This is a genomic window from Sharpea azabuensis DSM 18934, assembly GCF_000702165.1.
In the GTDB taxonomy this organism is placed as follows: domain Bacteria; phylum Bacillota_I; class Bacilli_A; order Erysipelotrichales; family Coprobacillaceae; genus Sharpea; species Sharpea azabuensis.
The window spans coordinates 1-22,377 of sequence record NZ_JNKU01000017.1 but is presented as its reverse complement, the minus strand read 5'-3'; the positions used below and the strand labels follow the sequence as shown (position 1 = coordinate 22,377).

The 22,377-nt window shown below is 37.2% G+C and carries 21 protein-coding genes and 1 other annotated feature; all 21 genes read left to right on the top strand.

All coding sequences use genetic code 11. The features are described from left to right. The 21 genes from rsmB (at position 1) to T529_RS0104950 (ending at position 22,040) form a co-directional block, all read left to right on the top strand. Positions 1–1,239, top strand: a complete 1,239-nt coding sequence (gene rsmB, locus T529_RS0105045; protein ID WP_033162529.1) for a 16S rRNA (cytosine(967)-C(5))-methyltransferase RsmB — start codon at positions 1–3, stop codon at positions 1,237–1,239. Next, entirely contained in the window at positions 1,239–2,282 is a 1,044-nt protein-coding gene (gene rlmN / locus T529_RS0105040) for a dual-specificity RNA methyltransferase RlmN (RefSeq protein WP_033162528.1), read from the top strand. Before rsmB ends, rlmN begins: the two co-directional genes overlap by 1 nt. Beyond that, complete coding sequence (locus T529_RS0105035) at positions 2,272–3,012, top strand: Stp1/IreP family PP2C-type Ser/Thr phosphatase (protein WP_033162527.1); 741 nt, start codon at positions 2,272–2,274, stop codon at positions 3,010–3,012. The genes rlmN and T529_RS0105035 overlap by 11 nt, the downstream gene beginning before the upstream one ends. Next, a complete protein-coding gene (gene pknB / locus T529_RS0105030) occupies positions 3,005–4,948 on the top strand; it encodes a Stk1 family PASTA domain-containing Ser/Thr kinase (RefSeq protein ID WP_081823067.1) in 1,944 nt (647 codons plus the stop codon). Before T529_RS0105035 ends, pknB begins: the two co-directional genes overlap by 8 nt. Positions 4,949–4,962: 14 nt before the next feature. Next, the gene (gene rsgA / locus T529_RS0105025; protein ID WP_033162526.1) at positions 4,963–5,829 is read left to right on the top strand and encodes a ribosome small subunit-dependent GTPase A; all 867 of its coding nucleotides are present in this window, start codon (positions 4,963–4,965) and stop codon (positions 5,827–5,829) included. Next, positions 5,822–6,466 carry a ribulose-phosphate 3-epimerase gene (rpe, locus tag T529_RS0105020; RefSeq protein ID WP_033162525.1) on the top strand — a complete coding sequence of 215 codons (645 nt, stop codon included), beginning with the start codon at positions 5,822–5,824 and terminating at the stop codon, positions 6,464–6,466. Before rsgA ends, rpe begins: the two co-directional genes overlap by 8 nt. Further along, complete coding sequence (locus T529_RS0105015) at positions 6,463–7,050, top strand: thiamine diphosphokinase (RefSeq protein ID WP_033162524.1); 588 nt, start codon at positions 6,463–6,465, stop codon at positions 7,048–7,050. Before rpe ends, T529_RS0105015 begins: the two co-directional genes overlap by 4 nt. 75 nt (positions 7,051–7,125) lie before the next feature. Beyond that, a complete protein-coding gene (locus T529_RS0105010) occupies positions 7,126–7,881 on the top strand; it encodes a tRNA threonylcarbamoyladenosine dehydratase (protein WP_033162523.1) in 756 nt (251 codons plus the stop codon). A gap of 159 nt (positions 7,882–8,040) precedes the next feature. Further along, positions 8,041–9,159, top strand: coding sequence for a 6-phosphofructokinase (locus T529_RS0105005; protein ID WP_033162522.1), 1,119 nt, complete (start codon positions 8,041–8,043; stop codon positions 9,157–9,159). 95 nt (positions 9,160–9,254) lie between these two features. After that, a complete protein-coding gene (locus T529_RS0105000) occupies positions 9,255–10,172 on the top strand; it encodes a hypothetical protein (RefSeq protein ID WP_033162521.1) in 918 nt (305 codons plus the stop codon). Between the two features lie 70 nt (positions 10,173–10,242). Continuing rightward, complete coding sequence (gene tig, locus T529_RS0104995) at positions 10,243–11,532, top strand: trigger factor (protein WP_033162520.1); 1,290 nt, start codon at positions 10,243–10,245, stop codon at positions 11,530–11,532. 58 nt (positions 11,533–11,590) lie between these two features. Continuing rightward, positions 11,591–13,912, top strand: a complete 2,322-nt coding sequence (gene lon / locus T529_RS0104990; protein WP_033162519.1) for an endopeptidase La — start codon at positions 11,591–11,593, stop codon at positions 13,910–13,912. Next, positions 13,913–14,515 carry a ribosome biogenesis GTP-binding protein YihA/YsxC gene (gene yihA, locus T529_RS0104985; protein ID WP_033162518.1) on the top strand — a complete coding sequence of 201 codons (603 nt, stop codon included), beginning with the start codon at positions 13,913–13,915 and terminating at the stop codon, positions 14,513–14,515. A 161-nt stretch (positions 14,516–14,676) separates the two neighbouring features. Next, entirely contained in the window at positions 14,677–14,988 is a 312-nt protein-coding gene (locus T529_RS0104980; protein WP_033162517.1) for a PTS sugar transporter subunit IIB, read from the top strand. Positions 14,989–15,025: 37 nt separating this feature from the next. Then, positions 15,026–15,228: a binding site (T-box leader), on the top strand. Positions 15,229–15,258: 30 nt separating this feature from the next. Beyond that, positions 15,259–15,912, top strand: coding sequence for a DMP19 family protein (locus T529_RS0104975; RefSeq protein WP_033162516.1), 654 nt, complete (start codon positions 15,259–15,261; stop codon positions 15,910–15,912). Further along, positions 15,893–18,514, top strand: a complete 2,622-nt coding sequence (locus T529_RS0104970; RefSeq protein ID WP_033162515.1) for a valine--tRNA ligase — start codon at positions 15,893–15,895, stop codon at positions 18,512–18,514. Before T529_RS0104975 ends, T529_RS0104970 begins: the two co-directional genes overlap by 20 nt. A gap of 131 nt (positions 18,515–18,645) precedes the next feature. Beyond that, the gene (locus T529_RS0104965; protein ID WP_162172989.1) at positions 18,646–19,608 is read left to right on the top strand and encodes a hypothetical protein; all 963 of its coding nucleotides are present in this window, start codon (positions 18,646–18,648) and stop codon (positions 19,606–19,608) included. 90 nt (positions 19,609–19,698) lie between these two features. Next, positions 19,699–19,857 carry a hypothetical protein gene (locus T529_RS13300; RefSeq protein WP_167666435.1) on the top strand — a complete coding sequence of 53 codons (159 nt, stop codon included), beginning with the start codon at positions 19,699–19,701 and terminating at the stop codon, positions 19,855–19,857. Positions 19,858–19,906: 49 nt separating this feature from the next. Further along, positions 19,907–20,587 (top strand): RadC family protein, encoded by a 681-nt coding sequence (gene radC / locus T529_RS0104960; protein ID WP_033162513.1) that lies wholly within the window; start codon positions 19,907–19,909, stop codon positions 20,585–20,587. Between the two features lie 65 nt (positions 20,588–20,652). Then, complete coding sequence (gene mreC / locus T529_RS0104955; protein ID WP_033162512.1) at positions 20,653–21,498, top strand: rod shape-determining protein MreC; 846 nt, start codon at positions 20,653–20,655, stop codon at positions 21,496–21,498. Further along, positions 21,495–22,040 (top strand): rod shape-determining protein MreD, encoded by a 546-nt coding sequence (locus tag T529_RS0104950; protein WP_033162511.1) that lies wholly within the window; start codon positions 21,495–21,497, stop codon positions 22,038–22,040. The genes mreC and T529_RS0104950 overlap by 4 nt, the downstream gene beginning before the upstream one ends. Positions 22,041–22,377: the final 337 nt, after the last annotated feature.

Sequence of the window (22,377 nt, the reverse complement as noted above, 5' to 3'; positions counted from 1 at the left end):
ATGGAACAGGAAATAGCTTATAACATATTGCTTGCTTATTTTAAGGAAGGTAGTTATTTAAATATTACATTAAACAAGGCGTTAACACCGGATATGGATCGTCATATGAAGAATCGTATTACCCGCATTGTTTATGGCACATTGCAAAATGCCTTGCTTTTAGAATATCAGCTTAAGAAATTTGTGAAAAAGGTAAAAGTAAGTGAAAAGACAATACTCCTAATAGGACTATATGAACATTATTTCATGGATATTCCGGATTATGCCATTGTGGATGAATTGGTCAATTTAGCCAAAAAGGTGAAAGGGATACGAACAGCATCTTTTATTAATGCGGTATTACGTAATGCTTTTCAAAGTGAAATAAATCTTGAAGGCTTGAGCGAGGATGAACAGCTCGCACTTCGTACTTCACATCCGCTCTGGTTAGTCAAGATGTTTAAGAAGCAATATGGTGAAATGGAGACCATTAAAATTCTGGAAGCTGATAACCAGGTGCCTTTAAGAAGTGGTCGTGTCAATACGCTTGTCATCAGCCGGAAAGAGCTCTTAGAAGAAGATGAGCATTTTCAAAAGGGTAATCTGAGCGAGGATGGCGTGCTTTATGAGGGAGGCAATATTGCTGCAACAGATGCTTTTAAAAAAGGAAAGGTAACCATTCAGGATGAAAGCAGTCAAATGGTAGCAAGGCTATTGAATCCTGATGAAGGAAGTGAAGTGCTTGATATGTGCGGTGCGCCAGGAAGCAAGACAACGCATCTAGCTGCCCTGATGCATAATACTGGACATATTGATGTCTATGATCTTTATAGGCATAAAGAAAAGCTTATTCAGGATAATATCAAACGATTACATGTCACAAATATTACAACCCACACTGCTGATAGTACAACGCTTAAGGATACGCTAGATAAACAATATGATGCCATCTTGCTTGATGGACCATGCTCAGGATTAGGTGTGCTTGCGAGAAAGCCAGAAATCAAGTATCATGACTCAAGTGCAATGGACGAAATTATCCCATTGCAAGCCAAATTACTGGAAAATGCGTACTATTTATTGAAGAATGGTGGTAAGATGGTATATAGTACGTGTACTTTAAATAAGAAAGAAAATGAAAAACAGATAGAAAATTTTATTCACAGACATCCTGATATGGAAGTGCTTGAAGAGCGTACCATTCTCCCTTATCAGTATCATAGTGATGGTTTCTATATGTGTTTGATGAGGAAGAGATAATGAAATCAATTTTTGACTTTACAGCAAAACAGATGAGTGATGCTTTTGAAGAAATCGGTGAAAGACCTTTTAGAGCTAAGCAGGTCTATGAATGGCTTTATACAAAGGATGTTCATGATTTTGATGAAATGACAAATCTTTCTAAAGACTTACGTGCAAAGCTGAAAGCAACGTTTGCTTCGCATTACTTAGACATCGTTGAAAAACAGGTTTCTAAAGATGGCACAACAAAATATCTTTTGCGCTTGGAAGATGGTGGACTTATTGAAACAGTGCTCATGATTCATCCTTATGGGAAGTCGCTCTGTGTAACAAGTCAGCTTGGCTGTAACATGGGCTGTAAGTTCTGTGCTTCAGGTCTTTTGAAGAAACAGCGCAATCTAACAAGTGGTGAGATGGTCAATCAGGTGATGACTGTAAGTCATGATCTCAAGGAACGTATTAGCCATGTTGTTATTATGGGAACTGGAGAGCCATTTGATAACTATGATAATGTGATGAATTTCATCTATACAATTAATGAGCCAAAAGGTTTAGCGATAGGGGCAAGACATATCAGTGTATCGACATGTGGTCTTATTCCTGGAATCAATAAATTTGCGAATGAAGGTTTACAGGTAAATCTGGCCATTTCATTGCATGCGCCAAATGATGAAATCCGCAGTCGCTTAATGCCTATCAACAATACATACAATATGGATGATTTAAGAGTTGCCATCAGCAATTATATTGATAAGACTAATCGTCGTGTCACATTGGAATATATTCTCTTGAAAGGTATTAATGATGAAGTTACACATGCAAGAATGCTTGCCCATTATTTAAGAGGGTTGAATGTCTATGTCAATCTCATTCCATATAATACAGTCATTGAAAATGGCTTGGAGAAGGCATCGGATCGTAAGATTCAGGCTTTTAAAGATGAACTTATTCGTCTGCATATTAACTGTACTTTAAGAAAAGAACATGGTGGCGATATTGATGGCGCATGTGGCCAGTTGCGGGCAAAGCGAGAAGGGAGAATGACAGATAATGAAAATTGATGCTGGTAGTGATATTGGCAGAGTTCGTGAAACAAATCAGGACTATGTCAATTATGTAGTACTGGGTGAAAATGAGTTCTTCTGTGTTCTTTGTGATGGCATGGGTGGCCATCGTGCTGGTGAAGTCGCAAGCTCACTGTGTGGGGAAGATCTCATCAAGAGCTTTCCAAAGCATCCACCTTTCTTTACTGACGCTGATATCAAGGCTTATTTTGTTGAGATTCTTGAACATGCGAATCATATCATCAAGCATGAAGCCAATGGCAATCAAGCATATGATGGCATGGGGACGACAGCTGTTATAGCCTATGTTGTTGATGAAAATATTTATATCTCCCATGTTGGTGACAGTCGTGCTTATATCTTCTGCAATCACCAGCTTATTCAGATCACTGAAGATGATACATTGGTAAATGATCTTGTTAAGAAAGGCTATCTTACAGCGAATCAGGCCAAGAACCATCCTAAAAAGAATATTCTTTCCCAGGCTGTTGGCGTAACGACCCCTCTTAATATTTCTTTTCATAAATACAGTGGTGACTTTGATGCTTTATTGCTTTGTAGTGATGGGCTCTACAATTCCTTAAATAATGATGAAATTGTAGAAATATTAGAACTTACAACAAATGTCAAAGAAAAGACAAGCACGATGTTGCAACAGGCAAGAATGCTTGGCGGTTATGATAACATCAGTGTACTTCTTGTGGAAGGAGCTGAAGTCAATGAGTGAAGTTGAAAGAGTATTAGCAGGACGCTACCACCTTATCCGTTTGATTGGTCAGGGTGGTATGGCAGATGTTTATTTAGCGGAAGACCAGATTCTAAAGCGTACAGTTGCTGTGAAAATCTTGAGATCTTCATTAACTGGTGATCCAATCTATATTACGCGTTTTCATCGTGAGGCAAGTGCGGCTGCAGCCTTGAGCCATCCCAATATCGTCGCTATCTATGATGTTGGTGAAGAAGATGAATTGTATTATATTGTCATGGAATATGTTCGTGGACAGACATTAAAAAACCTGCTTTACAAGCGTGGTGCCTTACATCATGTAGAAGCAATTGATATTATGAAGCAAGTTGTTGCAGGAACGGCGGATGCCCATCACCATGGCATTATTCATCGTGACTTGAAACCACAGAATATTTTAGTTACGGATAGTGGCACGGTGAAGATTGCTGATTTTGGTATAGCATCTATATCGTCACTTTCGCAAGTCACTGAGACGGATACTGTGATGGGATCATTGCATTATTTGGCTCCTGAAATAGCCCGTGGGGAAAAAGCTACCGTCCAATCCGATATCTATGCTCTTGGTATCGTGTTCTATGAGCTGTTGCGTGGTGAGGTGCCATTTAATGGTGAATCACCTGTCAATATTGCCTTAAAGCACATGCGTGATGAAATTCCATCGGTGCGTGAATTCAATCCAAGCATTCCACAATCGGTTGAGAATATCATCATTAAGGCAACAGCAAAGAATGTCAAAGATCGCTATGCTTCAGCTGATGAGATGCTTGAAGATTTGGAGACATGTTTATCAAGACCGGATGAGCCAAAACTGACTTTTGATTTGCCAACGGATGAACCAACTATCATTGCTGGTGAAACGCAGTTTTTTAAGAAACCTGAATTAGAAGAACAGGAAGAAGAGAAACCTGCTGAAATTGAACCAAAAGAAACAAGAACAACAAGAGTTACAAGATTAAATGAACAAAAGGCTAAGAAACAAAGCTCCCGTAAAAAGAAAATGATTGGGGCAGGTGTTATCGCTCTTCTTGCTTTAGTGATTGGTATTGTTGTCTATATAAACAGCAATCAAAGTTTAACAATGCCTAATGTTGTAGGCATGAAGAAGGCGGAAGCCATCGCTCTATTAAAGGAAAAGGGATACAAGATTGATAGTGATATTGATGAGGAACTGAGTGATGATTATGCGAAAGGCTATGTTATTGAAACAGATCCACTTGCCAATAAAAGAATCAAGAAAGGCAGTACCATCAAGCTAACAGTATCTTCTGGAAAGTATCAAGTGATGAAGGACTATACGGGGGTAAAACTCTCACAAGCACGTAAAGAACTTGAAAAACAAGGCTTTAGTGTAAAGACATACTATCAAACAGATGAAGCATTTAGTAAGGATGTCGTTATTGATCAATCTATTTCAAAAGGTGAAAAGATAGACCCAAATGAAAAAGATAAAACAATTACTTTGACTGTCTCAAAGGGCGTTATTATAACCGTCCCTAATCTTCGTGGCGAAAATATTGAAAATGCCAAGACGACATTACAAAGACTAGGCTTTAAGGTCAACCTTTCAGTACTTGCTGAACCTACTGATCCTAATGTCATCAATACGATGTCAATCAATACGGTGATATCACAGTCTATTGAGCCTTATACACAGGTTAATAAAAAGGGTGTTGAAATCACTTTGAACTATTACGACCATAAACCGGAAGTTAAAACGCCAACTGAAAATCCAGACAATAATGCAGGTACTACAAATAATGGCAACAACAACAGTAATAATAACAACAATACAAATACAACAAATAACAATAACAATAATTCGAGTGGTACAAATGGCAATAATGGTTCAACAAATTCAGACAATACGACGAATACACCATCGGAAAATACGAATACTGGAAACAAGACAAATTAGGAATAGGAGAAGATATGCTGCAGGGCAGAATTATTAAATCATTAGCAGGTTTTTATTATGTAGAAAGTCAGAATCAACTTTACACATGTAGGGCAAGAGGAAAGTTTAGGAAAGAGAATATGAAACCAGTGGTCGGGGATATTTGTGATTTTGAGATTGATGAAAATAACGAAGGTTATATTAAGACAATCGACAAACGCAAAAATCAGCTTACGCGTCCACCGGTGAGTAATATTGATCAGGCACTACTTGTCTTTTCCATTACACATCCTGATTTTGATAGCTTGTTGCTTGATCGCTTTTTAGCGAATGTTGAACACAAGAATGTCAAACCAGTCATTGTTATTACGAAAATCGATCTTGATCAAAGCTTGATAGAAAAGATCAAGGAGGATTATCATGACTATCAGGTAATATTTGTTTCAAGCAAAGAACATATAGGTATTGATGAAGTAAAAGCTGTGCTGAAGGATAAGGTGACAGTTGTGACAGGGCAATCTGGTGTTGGCAAGAGTTCACTGCTCAATGCCTTGGATATCCATTTGCATATTGAAACAAATGAAATATCGGATGCCCTTGGCAGAGGCAAGCATACAACAAGACATGTTGAACTCATTAAAATGCATGATGGTTATGTTGCTGATACACCTGGCTTTTCTTCGTTGGAATTAGAAATGGAGCCAAGAGAGTTAGCAGTTAGCTATCATGATTTTAGAAGATTATCAGAGTCTTGTAAGTTTAGAGGATGCCTGCATGACAAAGAACCTTATTGTGCTGTAAAAAAAGCTGTTGAAGATGGCGAGATTGCAAAAGATCGTTATGTGCACTACCTCAGCTTTTTAAAAGAAGTCAAAGAGATAAAGGAGAAAAGATATGGTTGATATTGCCCCATCATTGTTATCAGCAAATTTTGCAGATTTAAAAAGTGAATTGAAGTCAATTGAAGAAGCTGGCTGCAGCATTCTTCATTATGATGTTATGGATGGACATTTTGTCCCAAATATTTCTTTTGGGGCAGATATTCTTGCTAATGTTCATCAGGCTTGCAAGATGGAACTTGATGTCCATCTCATGATTAGTGATCCATTATTCTATGTTGATCGTTTTATTAAGGCAGGTGCTTCTTATATTTCCTTTCATATAGAAGCAATGGAATCTATTGAAAAAACAAGAGAACTCATTAAAAAAATTAAAGATGCTGGTGTCAAAGCTTCTCTTGCCATCAATCCAGGAACTTCATATGAAGCTGTTCTGCCATTTTTGGATGATATTGATATGATTCTTGTTATGAGCGTACAGCCTGGCTTTGGCGGTCAGAAGTTCAATCCAGTAGCCATCAAGAAGATTGCGGCTTTAAGCAAGCTTAAGGAAGAAAAACATTTCATTATTGAAGTTGATGGTGGTATTAATGCCACGACAATTCAGGATGTCAGAAAAGCGGGCTGTGATTTATTTGTGGCTGGTTCAGCGGTTTTTAACCAACAAGACCGCAAGAAAGCTGTTGAAGCATTGTTATGAAAATAGGCATGTATGGCGGTATTGATAATGGCAGGGTAAGAGATCGCACGATTGACTATATTGCTATTGATCAGGGGTTGTCATTTTTGCTTCGTGAAGGTATAAAGCCCATCGTTGCCATTGGTGACTTTGATTCGCTTGAAGAAACAAGCCTGCTCGAAAAGGTAGACGTCTTACGCTATAATCCAGTCAAGGATGATACGGATACAGCAATCGCTTTAAAGTGGGCTATTGAACATGGCTATGATGAAATCGAAATTACAGGTGTCATGCAAGGAAGAATGGATCATTTTCTTGGTGTGTTATGTTTGCTTGAACAATATCGTGATATTCATATCACAATCTATGATCAAAAAAACTGTATCACATTGCTTAAGGCAGGAGAATATGAAATTGATTGTCAGCACTATCATTATTTTTCTATTTTTGCGATTGATGATACGAGATTGACATTAAGAAAATGTGTTTACGAGCTTGAAAACTACCTGCTGAAAAGACATGATCCTTTATGTGTCAGTAACCAGTGTGAAAGCATGCTTTATTTACATACGACTGCAGATATCTTTTTCATTCAGGCATCCTAGACGCCTGAATTTCATTTTTCTTGCAAAGTGAATGATTTAATGTAAAATAATGAAGATTAAAAGAGGGGGATAAACATGCTAAATCAGTTTTCTAGAACAGCCCTCATCATTGGTGATGAAGCACTTGAACAATTGCATCAGAAGCGTGTAGCTATTTTTGGTATTGGCGGCGTTGGTGGATATGTAGCCGAAGGTCTAGCTAGGGCAGGGATTGGTGCATTTGATTTATTTGATGATGATAAGGTCTGCCTGACAAATATCAACCGTCAGATTATTGCAACAATTCCAACTGTCGGCCAGTATAAGGTCGATGTCATGGCCAAACGTATTCATGAAATCAATCCCAAAGCGACCATTCATGTCCATAAGGTTTTCTATTTGCCAGAGACAAAGGATCAGTTTGATTTTCATGATTATGACTATGTTGTTGATGCTGTCGATACAGTAACGGCTAAGCTCACAATTATAAGTGAAGCGAAAAGAACCAAGACACCTGTCATAAGCTGTATGGGAATGGGCAATAAGATTGATCCAACGAAAATCAAGATTACGGATATTTCAAAAACAGAAATGGATCCATTAGCCCACACAATGCGTTACGAAATGAAAAAACGTCGTCTTGGAAAACTCAAAGTAGCTTTTTCAACAGAAAAGCCAATCAAACCTGCAACCTCAGAAGCAAATTCTTGCGCTTTCCATTGTATCTGTCCACCAGGCACAGAAAGAAAGTGCACAGATCGTCGAGATATTCCTGGCTCGATTTCCTTTGTACCAAGTGTTGCTGGACTGATGATTGCTGGGGCAGTTGTTAATGATTTTATTAAGAAATAGGGTATACAATGATATATCCTTTTTTTTGTATATGATTGTCTGTATCTTTGCTGGTGTGATAGAAAATATTTTATTATTTTAAAGGAAAATGAAAGCGTTTCACCTTGTGACGTTGTGAAAATTTTGCTATAATAATGAAAGATATGGAGGTTATGAATTATGGGTGGTAAAGTAAAGAGAATTGCCTTGTTGTCTGGTGGAGGCGATTGTCCAGGCTTAAATGCAGTTATTAGAACAATCACTAAAACAGCAATTCAAAAATATGGCTGGGAGGTTATCGGTTATGTTTTTGGATATCGAGGATTATATAACAATGATTATATTGAACTGACATTGGATAAAGTCGAAGATATTTATAAAGAAGGTGGAACAATTCTTTATTCTTCAAATAAGGATAACTTATTTGATTATCTTGTTGATGATGGTCATGGTGGAAAAGTCAAGAAAGATGTATCCGATGTTGGTGTCGCAAATCTTAAGAAGGATGGCGTTGATGTACTTGTTGTTCTTGGCGGCGATGGGACATTAACGAGTGCTCGTGATTTCTCAAGAAAAGGTGTCAATGTCATTGGGGTACCAAAGACAATGGATAACGATCTTGCAAGTACTGATGTCACTTATGGCTTTATGAGTGCCATGAGTGTTGGTACAGAATTCATCGATCGCTTACAGACAACAGCAAAGAGCCATCACCGTGTCATTCTTTGTGAATTAATGGGCCGTGATGCCGGCTGGATTACATTATATGCAGGCTTAGCTGGAAATGCTGGTGTCTGCTTGATTCCAGAAATTCCATTTACTGTTGAAAACATTGCTAAGGCAGTTAAAAGACGTGATGAAGCTGGCTTGCCATATACAGTTATTGCCTGTGCTGAAGGTGCAAAGTATGCCGATGGTACTAAGGTCATTGGCAAGATTGTCGAAGATTCTCCAGATCCAGTAAGACTGGGTGGTATTGCTAAGCAGCTTGAAGCTGATCTTGAGAAAGTGATTCCTGATCATGAAGTGCGTTCTGTGAACCCAGGACATATTATTCGTGGTGGTGATATCAATGCCTATGACCGTATCCTTTCGATCCGTTATGGTGTTGCTGCAGCTGATCTTATTAATGAAGGTAAGTTTGGTAATGTTGTAACAATCAATCATGGTGAAATGGGCTATACTTCTCTTGAGGAAGTTATTGGTGCTGCTAAGATTGGTCAGCAGAAGCATGTTGATCCAAAGGGTGAACTTGTTATGGCGGCTAAGGCAATTGGTGTTTCATTTGGTGATGAATAATTAAGAAAATGACCTTACTTTCGTAAGGTTTTTTTCATTTTGTTTGTATGTTGTTAATCTTTTTGTTAAGATACACAAGAAGGAGGGATCTTCGATTGATTGAAGAACTCATGAGTGAAGGACAGTTTAGTGCTGCTCTTGAAAAATTAAATGATTTAAATGATGAAAAGACACGTTATTTGCGTCTTGTATGTTTAAATGCAATGGGTGAATATCGCCAAAGCATGATGGAAGGTGCCAATGCGAAGGCAATGGCCAAAGAGACCTATTATGATGTGCTTGTTGCTTATCTTGAAGCTTTGAAGGAATGCGAAGAATATGAGAAAGCAATCGATATTCTTGTTGAAGAATTAAGTATGCCTTATATTCCTTATGAATATGAATCACTCTTTAATGAGGTCTATGATCAGATTCTTTTAGAAAAGCAGGAAATGAATGCCCAGCTTGATCGTAGTCAGATATTCTCCATTGAAGAAATTGAAAAGCTTTTAGATCGCAAGAATGTGAATGATGACTTGCTTTATATGGCATTGGACCAAATGACACAGCTTAATATCCGAATGCTTTTACCAGCATTGCATCGCTATCTAGAAGATGATTTAAAGCCGGCTTTTGCCAAGACGCTGATTATGGAAACCTTAATTCAGCAGCAAATAGATGATGAATTTGAGGTTCATAAAAATGGCCATATTTATGATTTCAATCCAGCCATCAGTGCGCTTGTCTTAGAAAGAGAGTGTTATCAAGGCATCGGAAAGCAGCTTGTACGTGTTCTTGAAGATGACAATCCCGCATTAATGAATCAATGTATTGATTATCTTGAATACTTTCTCTATGCCTCATATCCACAAGAAATATATGAAGATGAATATGCATTATATGCTGCAGGTATTCATTACTATGTTGCATCAATGCAGAATATTGATGTGTCAGAAGTGGATCTTGAAGTCGACTATAATGTGAATTTAGAAATGCTAGAAGAAGTGCTTTTAGCACTCAAATCTATTGAGTGATAATCCTAGTTGCAATTGTTGAAAAACTGTGTATAATAAGCATGTAATATAATTTAAGGAGAAATATGTAATGAAAACAGAAGTTAAGAAACTTGAAAAATCTCAGGTTGAAGTCAAAGCTGTATTTGACAAAGAAGAATGGAAGGCTGCTCAGGATAAGGCTCTTGATAAAGTAGCTGCTAGCGCCCAGTTAGATGGCTTTAGAAAAGGTCATGCCCCAAAAGGCTTAATTAAAGCTAAGATTGGTGCTGCTGCATTACAGTCAGAAGCTGTTGATGTTATTTTATCTGATAGCTACAGCAAGATTTTTATTGACAATGGTATTAATCCTGTTGGTCAGCCATCAGTAAGCATTGTTAAAATGACAGCTGATGAATTAGAATTGTCATTCACAGCACCTGTTGCTCCTGAATTCAAGTTAGGTGAATATAAAGGCTTAGATGTTAAAAAGAAGAGAGTAAGAGTTACTGAAAAGGAAATCAATGAAAAATTAGAACAGTATCAGAATGAATTCGCTGAACTTGTTATTAAGGAAGGCGAAGATGCTGTTGCAGAAAATGGCGATACTGTAACTATTGACTTTGAAGGCTTCAAGGATGGTGTTGCTTTCGAAGGTGGTAAAGGTGAAAACTATCCATTAGAATTAGGTTCAGGCTCTTTCATTCCTGGCTTTGAAGATCAGGTCGTTGGTATGAAGGTTGGCGAAACTAAGGATATCAATGTGAAGTTCCCTGAAGAATACCAGGCTAAGGATTTAGCTGGTGCTGATGCAACATTCAAGGTAACAGTTCATGAAATCAAATCAAAGGTATTACCTGAATTAGATGATGAATTAGCTAAGGATGTTAATATTGATGGCGTTGAAGATTTAGAAGCTTTAAAGAAACATATCAAAGAACAATTAAAGAGTTCTAAGGAAGCTGAAGCTGAAGAAGCATTTAATGAAGAAATCATTGATAAGTTAATCGAAAATACACCTTTCGAAGTACCTGATGCAATGGTTGAAACAGAAGTACAGAATATTATTTCTGAAATCAATGCTAACTTACAGCAGCAGGGCTTAACTCTTGAATTATATCAGCAGATGACAGGTCAGACAATGGATCAGTTAAAGGCTGATGTAAGAGACAATGCTGAAAAGAGAGTTAAATATCAGTTAATTGTTGCTGAAATTGTTAAGGCTGAAAATATTGAAGTTTCTGATGAAGAACTTGCTGAAGAAATCAAGAATATTGCAACATACTATGGCCGTGAAGAGGAAGAAGTTAAGAAGATCTTTGCTGGTCAGGAAGATCGTATCAAGGAAGATGTTGCAAGCAGAAAAGCAGTTGATTTAGTAAAAGAAAATGTTGCTAAATAATTAAAAGCTATGAGATAAGACGCGCAAGCGTCTTATTTCTTTAAAGGAGGTAAATGACATGGATGAAGTAATGACAATTGATTTACCGGTTGTTTGTACGCGTGGGATGCTTGTTTTCCCTGGTCATGAGATGTCTATTGATGTTGGTCGTCCATTCTCATTAGCTGCTGTTAATCAGGCTATTGAGAATTATGATAATAACATTGTTTTTGTCTCACAGATCCGTCCTTTAGACGAGGATACAAATTTTGATGCTATTTATCATGTAGGTACGCTTGCGAAGGTTGTCAGACGTGTAAAAAAAGATAACCATGGGACTATCAAGTTAACTGTTAGCGGCGAAAAGCGTGTAAGATTACATGATTTCTATGAACAAGATGGTTCTTACTTTGCCAAAGTAGAATTGCTTGAGGATATTAAAGGCGATGAAATTGAAGAGACTGCACTTGTGCGTAAAATACATTCACAAATGCAATTTGTAAACCGTGGCGGAACAATCTTCCCAAGAGAGCTTTTTGCCAATATTACTCAGGGTGTTTCAGCTGGAGCACTTGCTGATACGATTGGCAATTATATGAATATTGACTTAAAAGAAAGACAGCAGATTCTTGAAGAAACTGATGTTAATAAGCGTTTGTTGTTATGTCTTGCTTGCATGCAAAAAGAAAAGACAATCAATGAAGTTGAAGCGAATATTAATACGCGTGTAAAACAGTCAATTGATGAAAATCAGAAAGAATTCTATCTTCGTGAGAAGATGAAAGCTATTAAAGAAGAACTTGGTGATGTCCCAAATGGAGCAGATGATGTTGAAGCTATTCGTCAAAAATTAGAAAAGAATCCATATCCAGATAATATCAAGGCTAAAGTGAGAGAAGAACTTCAGCGCTATGAGATGATGACAGCATCTTCACCTGAAGCTAATGTCATACGTACTTATATTGACTGGGTTTTAAAGACACCTTGGTATCAGGAAACTGCTGATAACCAGGACTTAAAGAAGGTTCAGGAAATTCTTGATGGCGATCATTATGGTCTAGAAAAGCCAAAGGAAAGAATTATGGAATATCTTGCTGTTAAGCAGATGACAAATTCTTTAAAGGCACCTATTATTTGTTTAGTTGGTCCTCCAGGAGTTGGTAAGACTTCTATTGCAAAATCTATTGCCCATGCTTTAAACAGAAAGTTTGTCAAAGCTTCTTTAGGTGGGGTAACGGATGAATCAGAAATTAGAGGACATCGTAGAACTTACCTAGGATCCATGCCTGGTCGTATTATTCAGTCAATGAAGAAGGCAGGAGTTATTAATCCTGTGTTCTTACTTGATGAAATTGATAAGATGAGTTCTGACTATAAAGGTGATCCAACAAGTGCAATGCTTGAAGTACTAGATCCTGAACAAAACGAATTCTTCTCTGATAACTATATTGAAGAACCATATGATTTATCAAAGGTCTTATTTATCGCGACAGCCAATGATTTAGGTGGTATTCCAGGACCATTAAGAGATCGTCTTGAAATCATTGAATTATCAAGCTATACAGAACAAGAAAAGATGATGATTGCGAAAGAACATCTTATTCGTAAAGAACGTGATGCCAATGGCTTGAAAGAAGATCAGTTGACAATTACTGATGATGCTCTCATGTATATTATTAGACACTATACAAGAGAAGCTGGTGTCCGTCAGCTAGAACGTCTTATTGCAGCAATCTGTCGTAAGGCTGTCTTGAAGATTTTAAGAGATGGTCAGACAAATGTCACAGTTGAAGAAAAAGATCTAGAGGATTTCTTAGGAAAAGCTCAGTTTGATCATACAAAGAAGCTTAAGAAGCCTACTGTAGGGGTTGTAACAGGACTTGCATGGACACAATTTGGTGGTGATATCTTACCAATCGAAGTAAACCATTTTCCTGGAACAGGACAGTTCATTATTACTGGTCAGCTTGGTGATGTGATGAAAGAATCGGCATCCATCGCTCTTGACTATTTGAAGGCACATGAAAAGGAATATGGCTTAAAGCCTGAAGATTTTGAAAAACAGGATATTCATATTCATGTCCCAGAAGGAGCTGTTAAGAAAGATGGCCCTAGTGCTGGCGTTACATTGACAACTGCGCTATATTCAGCCTTCACAGGCAAGCCAGTAAGAGATGATATAGCCATGACTGGTGAAATTACTTTAACAGGCGATGTTCTACCAATTGGTGGTTTAAAAGAAAAATCTATTTCTGCAAACCGTTCAGGCATCAAGACAATCATCATTCCTAAAGACAATGAAAAGGACATTGATGATATTCCTGAATCAGTGAGAAAAGAACTTCACATTATCTTGGCAGATAATATTGATACTGTGCTTGAGAATGCGCTGGTGAAATAAATGTATACAATTAAAAAAGCAGAATATTTGTTATCGGCAGCATGGACAAGTCAGTGGCCTGATGAATCCTTGCCAGAAGTTGTCCTTGCGGGTCGTTCAAATGTCGGAAAGAGTTCTTTTATCAACACGATTACCAATGTGAGCGGACTTGCAAAGGTTTCAGGAACGCCTGGTAAGACACGTACATTGAATTTCTTCAATGTTAATGATGAACTGCGCTTAGTCGATGTACCGGGATACGGTTATGCGAAAGTTCCCCAGAAGATGATTGAACAATTCGCTGAGATGATAGATGTTTATCTGACAAAACGTAATAATCTTAAGGGGATGGTCTTACTTGTTGATTATCGCCATCCTCCTAAAGAAGACGATATCAATATGTATCAATATGCCAAGTATTATGATATTCCTGTAATCGTTGTTGCGACTAAGATGGATAAACTCAAAATGAATGAATTAAAGCCTCATGAAGAACGTATCAAACGTGACCTTGACTTTGATGAGAATGACACATTTATTCGTTTCTCTTCATTAAAGAAAAAAGGTGTTGATGAGACCTGGGATACAATTTTACATTTAACAGGGCTTAGAAAAAAAGCTTAATGCTTTAGCAGTTAACCCGTAAATTTTAAGGACGACACAATGCCTTGATGGCATTAGCCGTCCTTTTTTAGAGGTCAATTTAACTTTGAAAAATGAACGACATTCACTTTTCTCATTTGTCATCATGGCTTATAATAATGTCAAGAAAAGAGGAATGTTTTATGGTGAATATTTTATTACTTTGTGCATCTGGCATGTCGACGAGTTTGCTTGTCGAAAAGATGAAGGAGGTTGCTGATGATCGTCACATTGCGGCCAATATCTGGGCAGCACCAGCTAAGGATATTGCAGTTGAAGCAAAGAAAGCAGATATTGTCTTGTTGGGCCCTCAAGTTCTCTACATGCGTGATAAGATAGCTTTTGAAATAGGCCGTGATATTCCCGTTGTCATGGTCCCAATGAGAGAATATGGGATGATGGATGGAGCATCCGTGCTTGATTTAGCTTTTGAACATTTGGATAAGAAACATTAAGCATAAATTGACAATTGCTGAGGCTTTTGATATTATTAGGCTATCGTTGATGAGGAGGAGTAAATAGCTTCTAGCTTTAAAGAGAATCCCGATTGGTGGAAAGGGAGAAGCGGAACTGTTGAAGGTAGCCTCGGAGAAGATTTCATGAAAGTAAGTAGTGAAGTCCGTATGACTGCGTTAAAGTCTTAAGGCATAGCAATATGTGAATTAAGGTGGTACCACGAGACATTCGTCCTTAGCGAATGTCTTTTTTTATTGGAGGAGGAAGTTTTGAGCAATAATACTTTAGTCAATGTAATCGTCTGGAGTGCCTTTTTTATCATCATGTTGATACTTGTACCATTCTCGTTAAAACGCCTGCGAGAAAATCGCAAATATAAAGCAAAGCAAGAAGCACAATATCAAAGTGATCGTTTAGAATATGCATATCTTGATGAAAAGAAATTAGATGCACTCTCAGGAGAAAAGCTTGTTGAAGCAGTTATTTATCAATGTTTACGCAAAGAAGATGAAGATGATAATTATTTTCAGCATTTAAGTGAAGCGGAAAAAACGATTTATGCGATTTATCAAGTCAATCAAACCGTTAGCTCGAATGCTGGCTTGAGATCATTCTTTATTTCCCCAGCAAGTGAACCATTTCTAAAAGATCTTGTGACTTACTATAAGAATATTGGTGCTTTTGATGTCGCTGAAGTTGTGAGAAATGCAGGAATTTTAAACAAGATCATGGAGACGGATGATGATTCTTTAGAAAAGGATATGTCACCTGAATATGTGACTTATAACTTTTCTGATTTAACACATGAATATGTAACATTGGTTGTTGGGACAAACTTCACAACGAAGATGGCCCAGTATGTTGAAGAACATAAAGAGGAATTTATTGAAAGAGGAGCAGAAGATGAAACAGTTAGCAGATAAGTACGATCATCATATGGTCGAAAAAGACAAATATACAAATTGGGTAGAAAAAGGATATTTTGAAGCTGGAGATTTAAGCAAGAAACCTTACAGCATTGTTATTCCTCCACCAAATGTAACAGGCAAATTACATTTAGGACATGCCTGGGATACAACATTACAGGATATCATTATTCGTTATAAAAGAATGCAGGGCTTTGATGCTTTATGGCTACCAGGTATGGACCATGCCGGCATTGCGACACAGGCAAAAGTTGAAGCAAGAATGCGTGAAGAAGGTATCAGCCGTTATGATATTGGTCGTGAGAAGTTCTTGGAAAAAGCTTGGAGCTGGAAAGAAGAATATGCATCAATCATTCGTTCCCAATGGGCTAAGCTAGGCCTTGCCTTAGATTATTCAAAGGAAAGATTTACTTTAGATGAAGGTTTGAGTGAAGCTGTTAAGACTGTCTTTGTCACACTTTACAATAAAGGCCTTATCTATCAGGGCGAAAGAATTATTAACTGGGATCCTGTTCAGCGTACAGCTTTAAGTGATATTGAAGTTTATCATGAAGATATCAAAGGCTATATGTATTATTTCAAATATAAGATTGTTGATAGTGATGAAGAATTAGTTGTAGCGACTACACGTCCGGAAACAATGTTTGGTGATACGGCTATCTTTGTTCATCCTGATGATGAAAGATATCAGAAATATGTTGGCATGAAAGCTATTAATCCAGCTAATGGGGATGAATTACCAATTATGGCTGATGATTATATTGAACTTGGCAAGGGGACTTCTGTCATGAAATGTACACCTGCTCATGATCCTAATGACTTTGCTTTAGGTAAGAAATATGGTTTAGCTATGCCAATTTGTATGAATGATGATGGCACAATGAATGAGTTAGCTGGAAAGTATAATGGCATGGATCGTTTCGCATGTCGTGATGCTTTAGTCAAGGACTTTGAAGCAGCTGGTGTTGTCGATCATATTGAGGAAATTGTTCACCCAGTTGGACATTCAGAAAGATCACATGCAATTGTTGAACCAAGACTTTCTAAGCAATGGTTTGTCAAGATGAAGCCATTAGCACAGGCAGCTTTGGATAATCAGAAAAATGAAGATAATCGTGTAAACTTTGTTCCTGATCGTTTTGAAAAGATCTTCACACAATGGATGGATAATATCGAAGACTGGTGTATTTCTAGACAGCTCTGGTGGGGTCATCAGATTCCAGCTTGGTATAATAAAACAACTGGAGAAGTCTATGTTGGCAAAGAAGCACCTGAAGACATAGAAAACTGGAAACAGGATGAAGATGTTCTTGATACATGGTTCTCTTCAGCTCTTTGGCCATTCTCAACGATGGGCTGGCCTGATACAGATAACGAACTCTTTAAACGTTATTTCCCAACAGATACATTAGTAACAGGATATGATATCATCTTCTTCTGGGTAAGTAGAATGATCTTCCAATCACTAGAATTTACTGGCAAGAGACCATTCAATCATGTCTTGATTCATGGCTTAATCCGTGATGAACAGGGAAGAAAGATGTCAAAATCTTTAGGTAATGGTGTTGATCCAATGGATGTCATTGATCAATATGGGGCTGATACATTACGTTTCTTCCTCACAAATAATACTGCTCCAGGTCAGGATATGCGTTATGTTCCTTCAAAGCTAGAAGCAATATCACACTTTATTAATAAGATCTGGAATTCTGCCCGTTTCGTAAAGATGAATATTAGTGAAGATATGACATGGGATGATGTCAAGCTAGAGAATCTTAACTTGCCTGATCTTTGGATTCTCAATCGTTTGAATGAAGTCATTCGTGATGTTAATACCAATATGGATAAGTTTGAGTTTGGTAATGTTGGTAGTGCGTTATATGACTTTATCTGGAATGAATTCTGTAGCTGGTATATTGAATTGGCTAAGGAAACACTTAATGGCGATGATGCAATTGCGAAAAAGGCAACACAGGATACACTTGTTTATGTTCTCAATGCGATTGTACGCCTGCTTCATCCATTCATGCCATTTGTTACTGAAGAAATCTATCAGTCTATTCCACATGCAAGTGAATCCATTGTCATTGCGAGCTGGCCAGAAGTCAATGCTGACTTTGACAATGATAAGATTGATGATCAGTTTGCATACTTAATGGATATTGTTAAAGGTATTCGTGAAATCAGACATCAGTATGTCATCAAGAATACTGTCGAAGTTGAATATACAATTACTACAAAAGTAGATGGCTTAGAAGAACTATTAGCTGATATGGCACCATTTATCTCTAAGCTTGTCAATGCCAAGGTAGCTGGCTATAACCTTGAAGTAGGTAAGAATGCAGCTAATATCATCATTAAGGGTGGTAATACACTTTCGATTGACTTAGGCCAGTATGTTGATATGGAAGCAGAAAAGGCTAAAGCGCAGAAAGAACTTGGAAAGCTTGAAAAAGAATTGGAAAGAAGCAAAAAGATGCTTTCAAATCCTAACTTTGTCAATAAGGCACCAGCAAGCAAAGTGGAAGAAGAAAAGAAGAAACAAGCTGACTATGAAGCAAAGTATGCTGCTTTAAGAGAAAAGCTTGCCAATATGTAATTGTTGAATCACTCCCCAAGGGGAGTGATTTTTTTAAGAACTTTTCTAACATTGCTGTCAAAAACGTGAAAAGGCTTACATATTAGACTATAATGGAAGTGAAAAGAAAATGTAGAAAGGCTGGGGATTATATGATAGTTTTGGAAGAACTTTCTTTGTTTGAAATGCTGGATCAGATTTACTCATTAGAGGGTATTCATAAATTAGCTGATGTGCGCGATATTTCTTATGATGAAGATGATACAAAGAAAAAGATTATCAAGGATATTGTTGATTGCTTGCTTGATGAAGACTATTTTCGTGAACATCTCTATGTCATCAGTGATCAGCATATGAAGATTATTCGCAAATTATTGAAACATCAGGATCGTTTTATACTTTCAAATCGGAGTAAGGAAAATGAAGCTTTTATTGAGCTTGATGCCCTTGATTATGTCGATATTGATGAAGAAAGAGAAGAAGTTTTTATTCCAATGGATGTTCGTAATCTTATTTTAAAGATTGATAATCATGAGTTTGAGAAAACACGCAGAAAAGTCTTTTGGCTTCATGCTGTGCTTTATCATGCTTTCTTCCTTTATGGCCTCGTTTCCATTGATGAAGTTTGTACAATGTATAACAGCAGAGCAGGCTTTAATGCCTCGCGTGAGGACATTGAATACTATTTTTCACTTATTCCTCTTGATTTTCAAAAGTTTGTTTATATGGATCATAATTTCATTGCTTTTGATCTCTTAAAGAAGGATTCTTTAGAATCAACAAAGGAACTGCAGCAATACTATGAAATGAAATATCCACGAACAGATCAAATTCTTGATCACTATAATGAAGGTTATCCTATTTCATCTATTTCATATAATAGAATTGACCAGTTCATTCGTACGAAATCTCTAAGTGAATATAAAGAGAAAAAGTTCATGAGAAAACTGTATGAGAGTATCATTCAAGGAGAAAAGCTAGCGAAATTGCTTGATTATTTTGATGGCTATCTGAAAGATGAGGATGAAGTGCTCTTTATAACAAGAAATTTAAAAGAAGCAATTAAGGAAACACCACAATATAAATATCATGGTCGTAATGAGTATGAGATATAATCTTTCAAATGCTGAAAATTTGAAATTTATGTGAGAAATTTGCATTTTTCTAACGAATACATATATAGAGGGGCAGGAAGGAGAAATTCTATGTATGAATTAACTGAAATGGAAATGCAAAGTATTAATGGAGGTTCAGCGCTTGTTTATCTTGTTTATGTCATTCTTGGGGTTGGTGTTTATAAGCTCATACGTTCAAAACGTGGCCGTATTGGCTTACCACGATTAATTCAAATTGAATGGAGTTAAGTTTGAGAGAGGCAATTTATTGCCTCTCTTTTAAAAGGGGCGTGAGCTAATGATTAAGGATCTTCCAATTGAAGAAAATCCACGTGAGAAGGCTTTAATTAATGGCCTTACATCACTTACGAATATTGAGCTTCTTGCACTGTTGCTCAGAACGGGCAACAAACAGAAATCCGTATTGGAACTTTCAACAGAAGTGATCAATACAGCAGGGGGCATGAGCCAAATGAGATATCTCAATTACAATCAACTGACAGCAATAAACGGTATTAAGAAAGCGAAGGCGATAGAGCTGCTTGCGGCTATTGAACTTGGCAAGCGTGTGATAAGTGAGAAGACACTCGCATTTACTGTAGAGAATCCTGGTGATGTCTATCATTTTCTAAAGAGTGACTTGATGCTTGAGACACAGGAGCATTTCGTTATTCTCATTCTTAATTGTCGCCATGAACTTATAAAAAAACAAACGCTGTTTATTGGGACGGCTGATTGTTCACTCGTCTCAACAAGGGATATTTATAAAGCAGCTTTAAGTGTGAATGGTGTGGCTATTATCTGTGTTCATAACCATCCAAGCGGTAAGGCATCACCTAGCGACGATGATTATTTGATTACAAAGAATCTTGAAGAATCAAGCACGATTATGCATATTGAATTTATCGATCATATTATTATTGGCATGCATGAGTATTATAGCTTTAAAGCTGGCAGGGTGTTTAGCGTAGCAGAATAACCTTCGATAAATGTCAATTGCTTTTTGCCTGTGGTTTTATTATAATGCTTTTTGAGGTGGTACCTTTGTACAACAATGATAAGAAAAAACGAAGCAGCAGGATGATTGCTGTCACAATTATATTAGTCGTTGTTTCAGTCTTTTCACTATTAGCGAATGTTGACATTCCTGGAGCTTATATTGTCAAAGATAGTGTAGCTAACATTGAATATTATATTATTAAGGCACCAATTAGCTATGTGCGTTCAGTGTTTCAGGAATATGTAGATTTAAAAGTCGTTTATCGTGAAAACAAGCGTCTGAAGAAGTCGCTAGATGGCTATGCTGGTGAGCTTGCTATGAATAATGTGCTTACAAATGAGCTTGAAGAAATGAAGAAACTGACTGGTATTAAAAATCTTTCAACGGATTATGAATTGAAATATACCAATATTATTGAACGTGATGCCAATAACTGGAGCAATGAAGTCACAATCAACATTGGCAGTAATTCTGATGTTACGAATGGCATGGCCGTTATTACAAGTAAGGGTATGATAGGCACTGTTACAAAAGTTACGCCTGTCTCTTCCACAGTTACTTTATTGACGGATGAAAATGCGAAAAGCCAGCTACCTGTCATGATTACCGATGGCTCAGCTACATATTATGGCTTACTTAACAGCTATAATATTAAGAGCAAGACATTTAATGTCTCCATTCTTTCTACTGTTGATAAGATTGCCAAAGGTGCAAGCGTTACAACAAGTGGCCTAGGAGGTAAGGGCAAGAGTCCTAAAGGATTGCTTGTTGGAACAGTTACTTCATTTTCTAGTGGTGATAATGCAACAGGGAAAACAGTTACAGTTAAGCCGGCAGCTAATTTTGATGATTTGAATTATGTTGCTGTTGTTAAGAGGACGGATTCATGAGTAGTCAGAATAAGCCATTGGTAAGAAATTTTATAATTATGCTGATATGTTTTATTGTTGATAGCACGATTGCTTATTTCTTACCACTTAATCTAGATAAATCATCAATTACTGTTGTGCCAAGTATTGCATTGATGATGTTTGTACCTTTATCGATGACATTACCGGATGCACCAAGTCGTTTCTTCTTTGCGACAGTTTCTGGTGTTTTCTATACTTTGGTATATGGAAGGGAATTATCAATCTATGTCTTAATCTTTTTAGGCATAACATTTGTTCGTAGTTATATTTACCATAGCGATAATTTATCGCTTGGGGAATTTCTATTTCTTTGTATGCTAGCAATTACTGCCAAAGAAGTCATTGTCTACATCATGTTGCTTTCAGCCAAGATTACGCATATGGCTATTTTAACTTTTGCACTTAAGAGATTGTTGCCAACGCTTGGGGTCAATTTATTGTTATCACCAATTGTCTACTTGATCTTTAAATCCTTTCATATCAAGGTGGATATTAATCCTTATGATGATCTTGAAAATTAAGGCGCTTTAAATAATCGTGGGGTTTGACGAATTTCGCTTTAAGAAATCGTGGGGTCTTAGCTGACAAATTTTAAATTCGCTTTAAAAAACTGTGGGGTCAGTATGCACCTGATGCATATGATTCCACAGTTTTTGTCCGTCCCCGTATTTTTAGATCATTGCTTTATTTCGCTTTTTGTTTTCTGCTGTTCAGTATCCTGTCAACAATATACAGGTCGCTAAAACCTGAATCATATTCGTTATGCAGATTCTGTGAAAACATGATTTTGTTTCTTGCCCTATTAAAGTTTCTATAGCCATTGGCATTGCTGAGTATCTTCTTGATGTAATTGTTCTT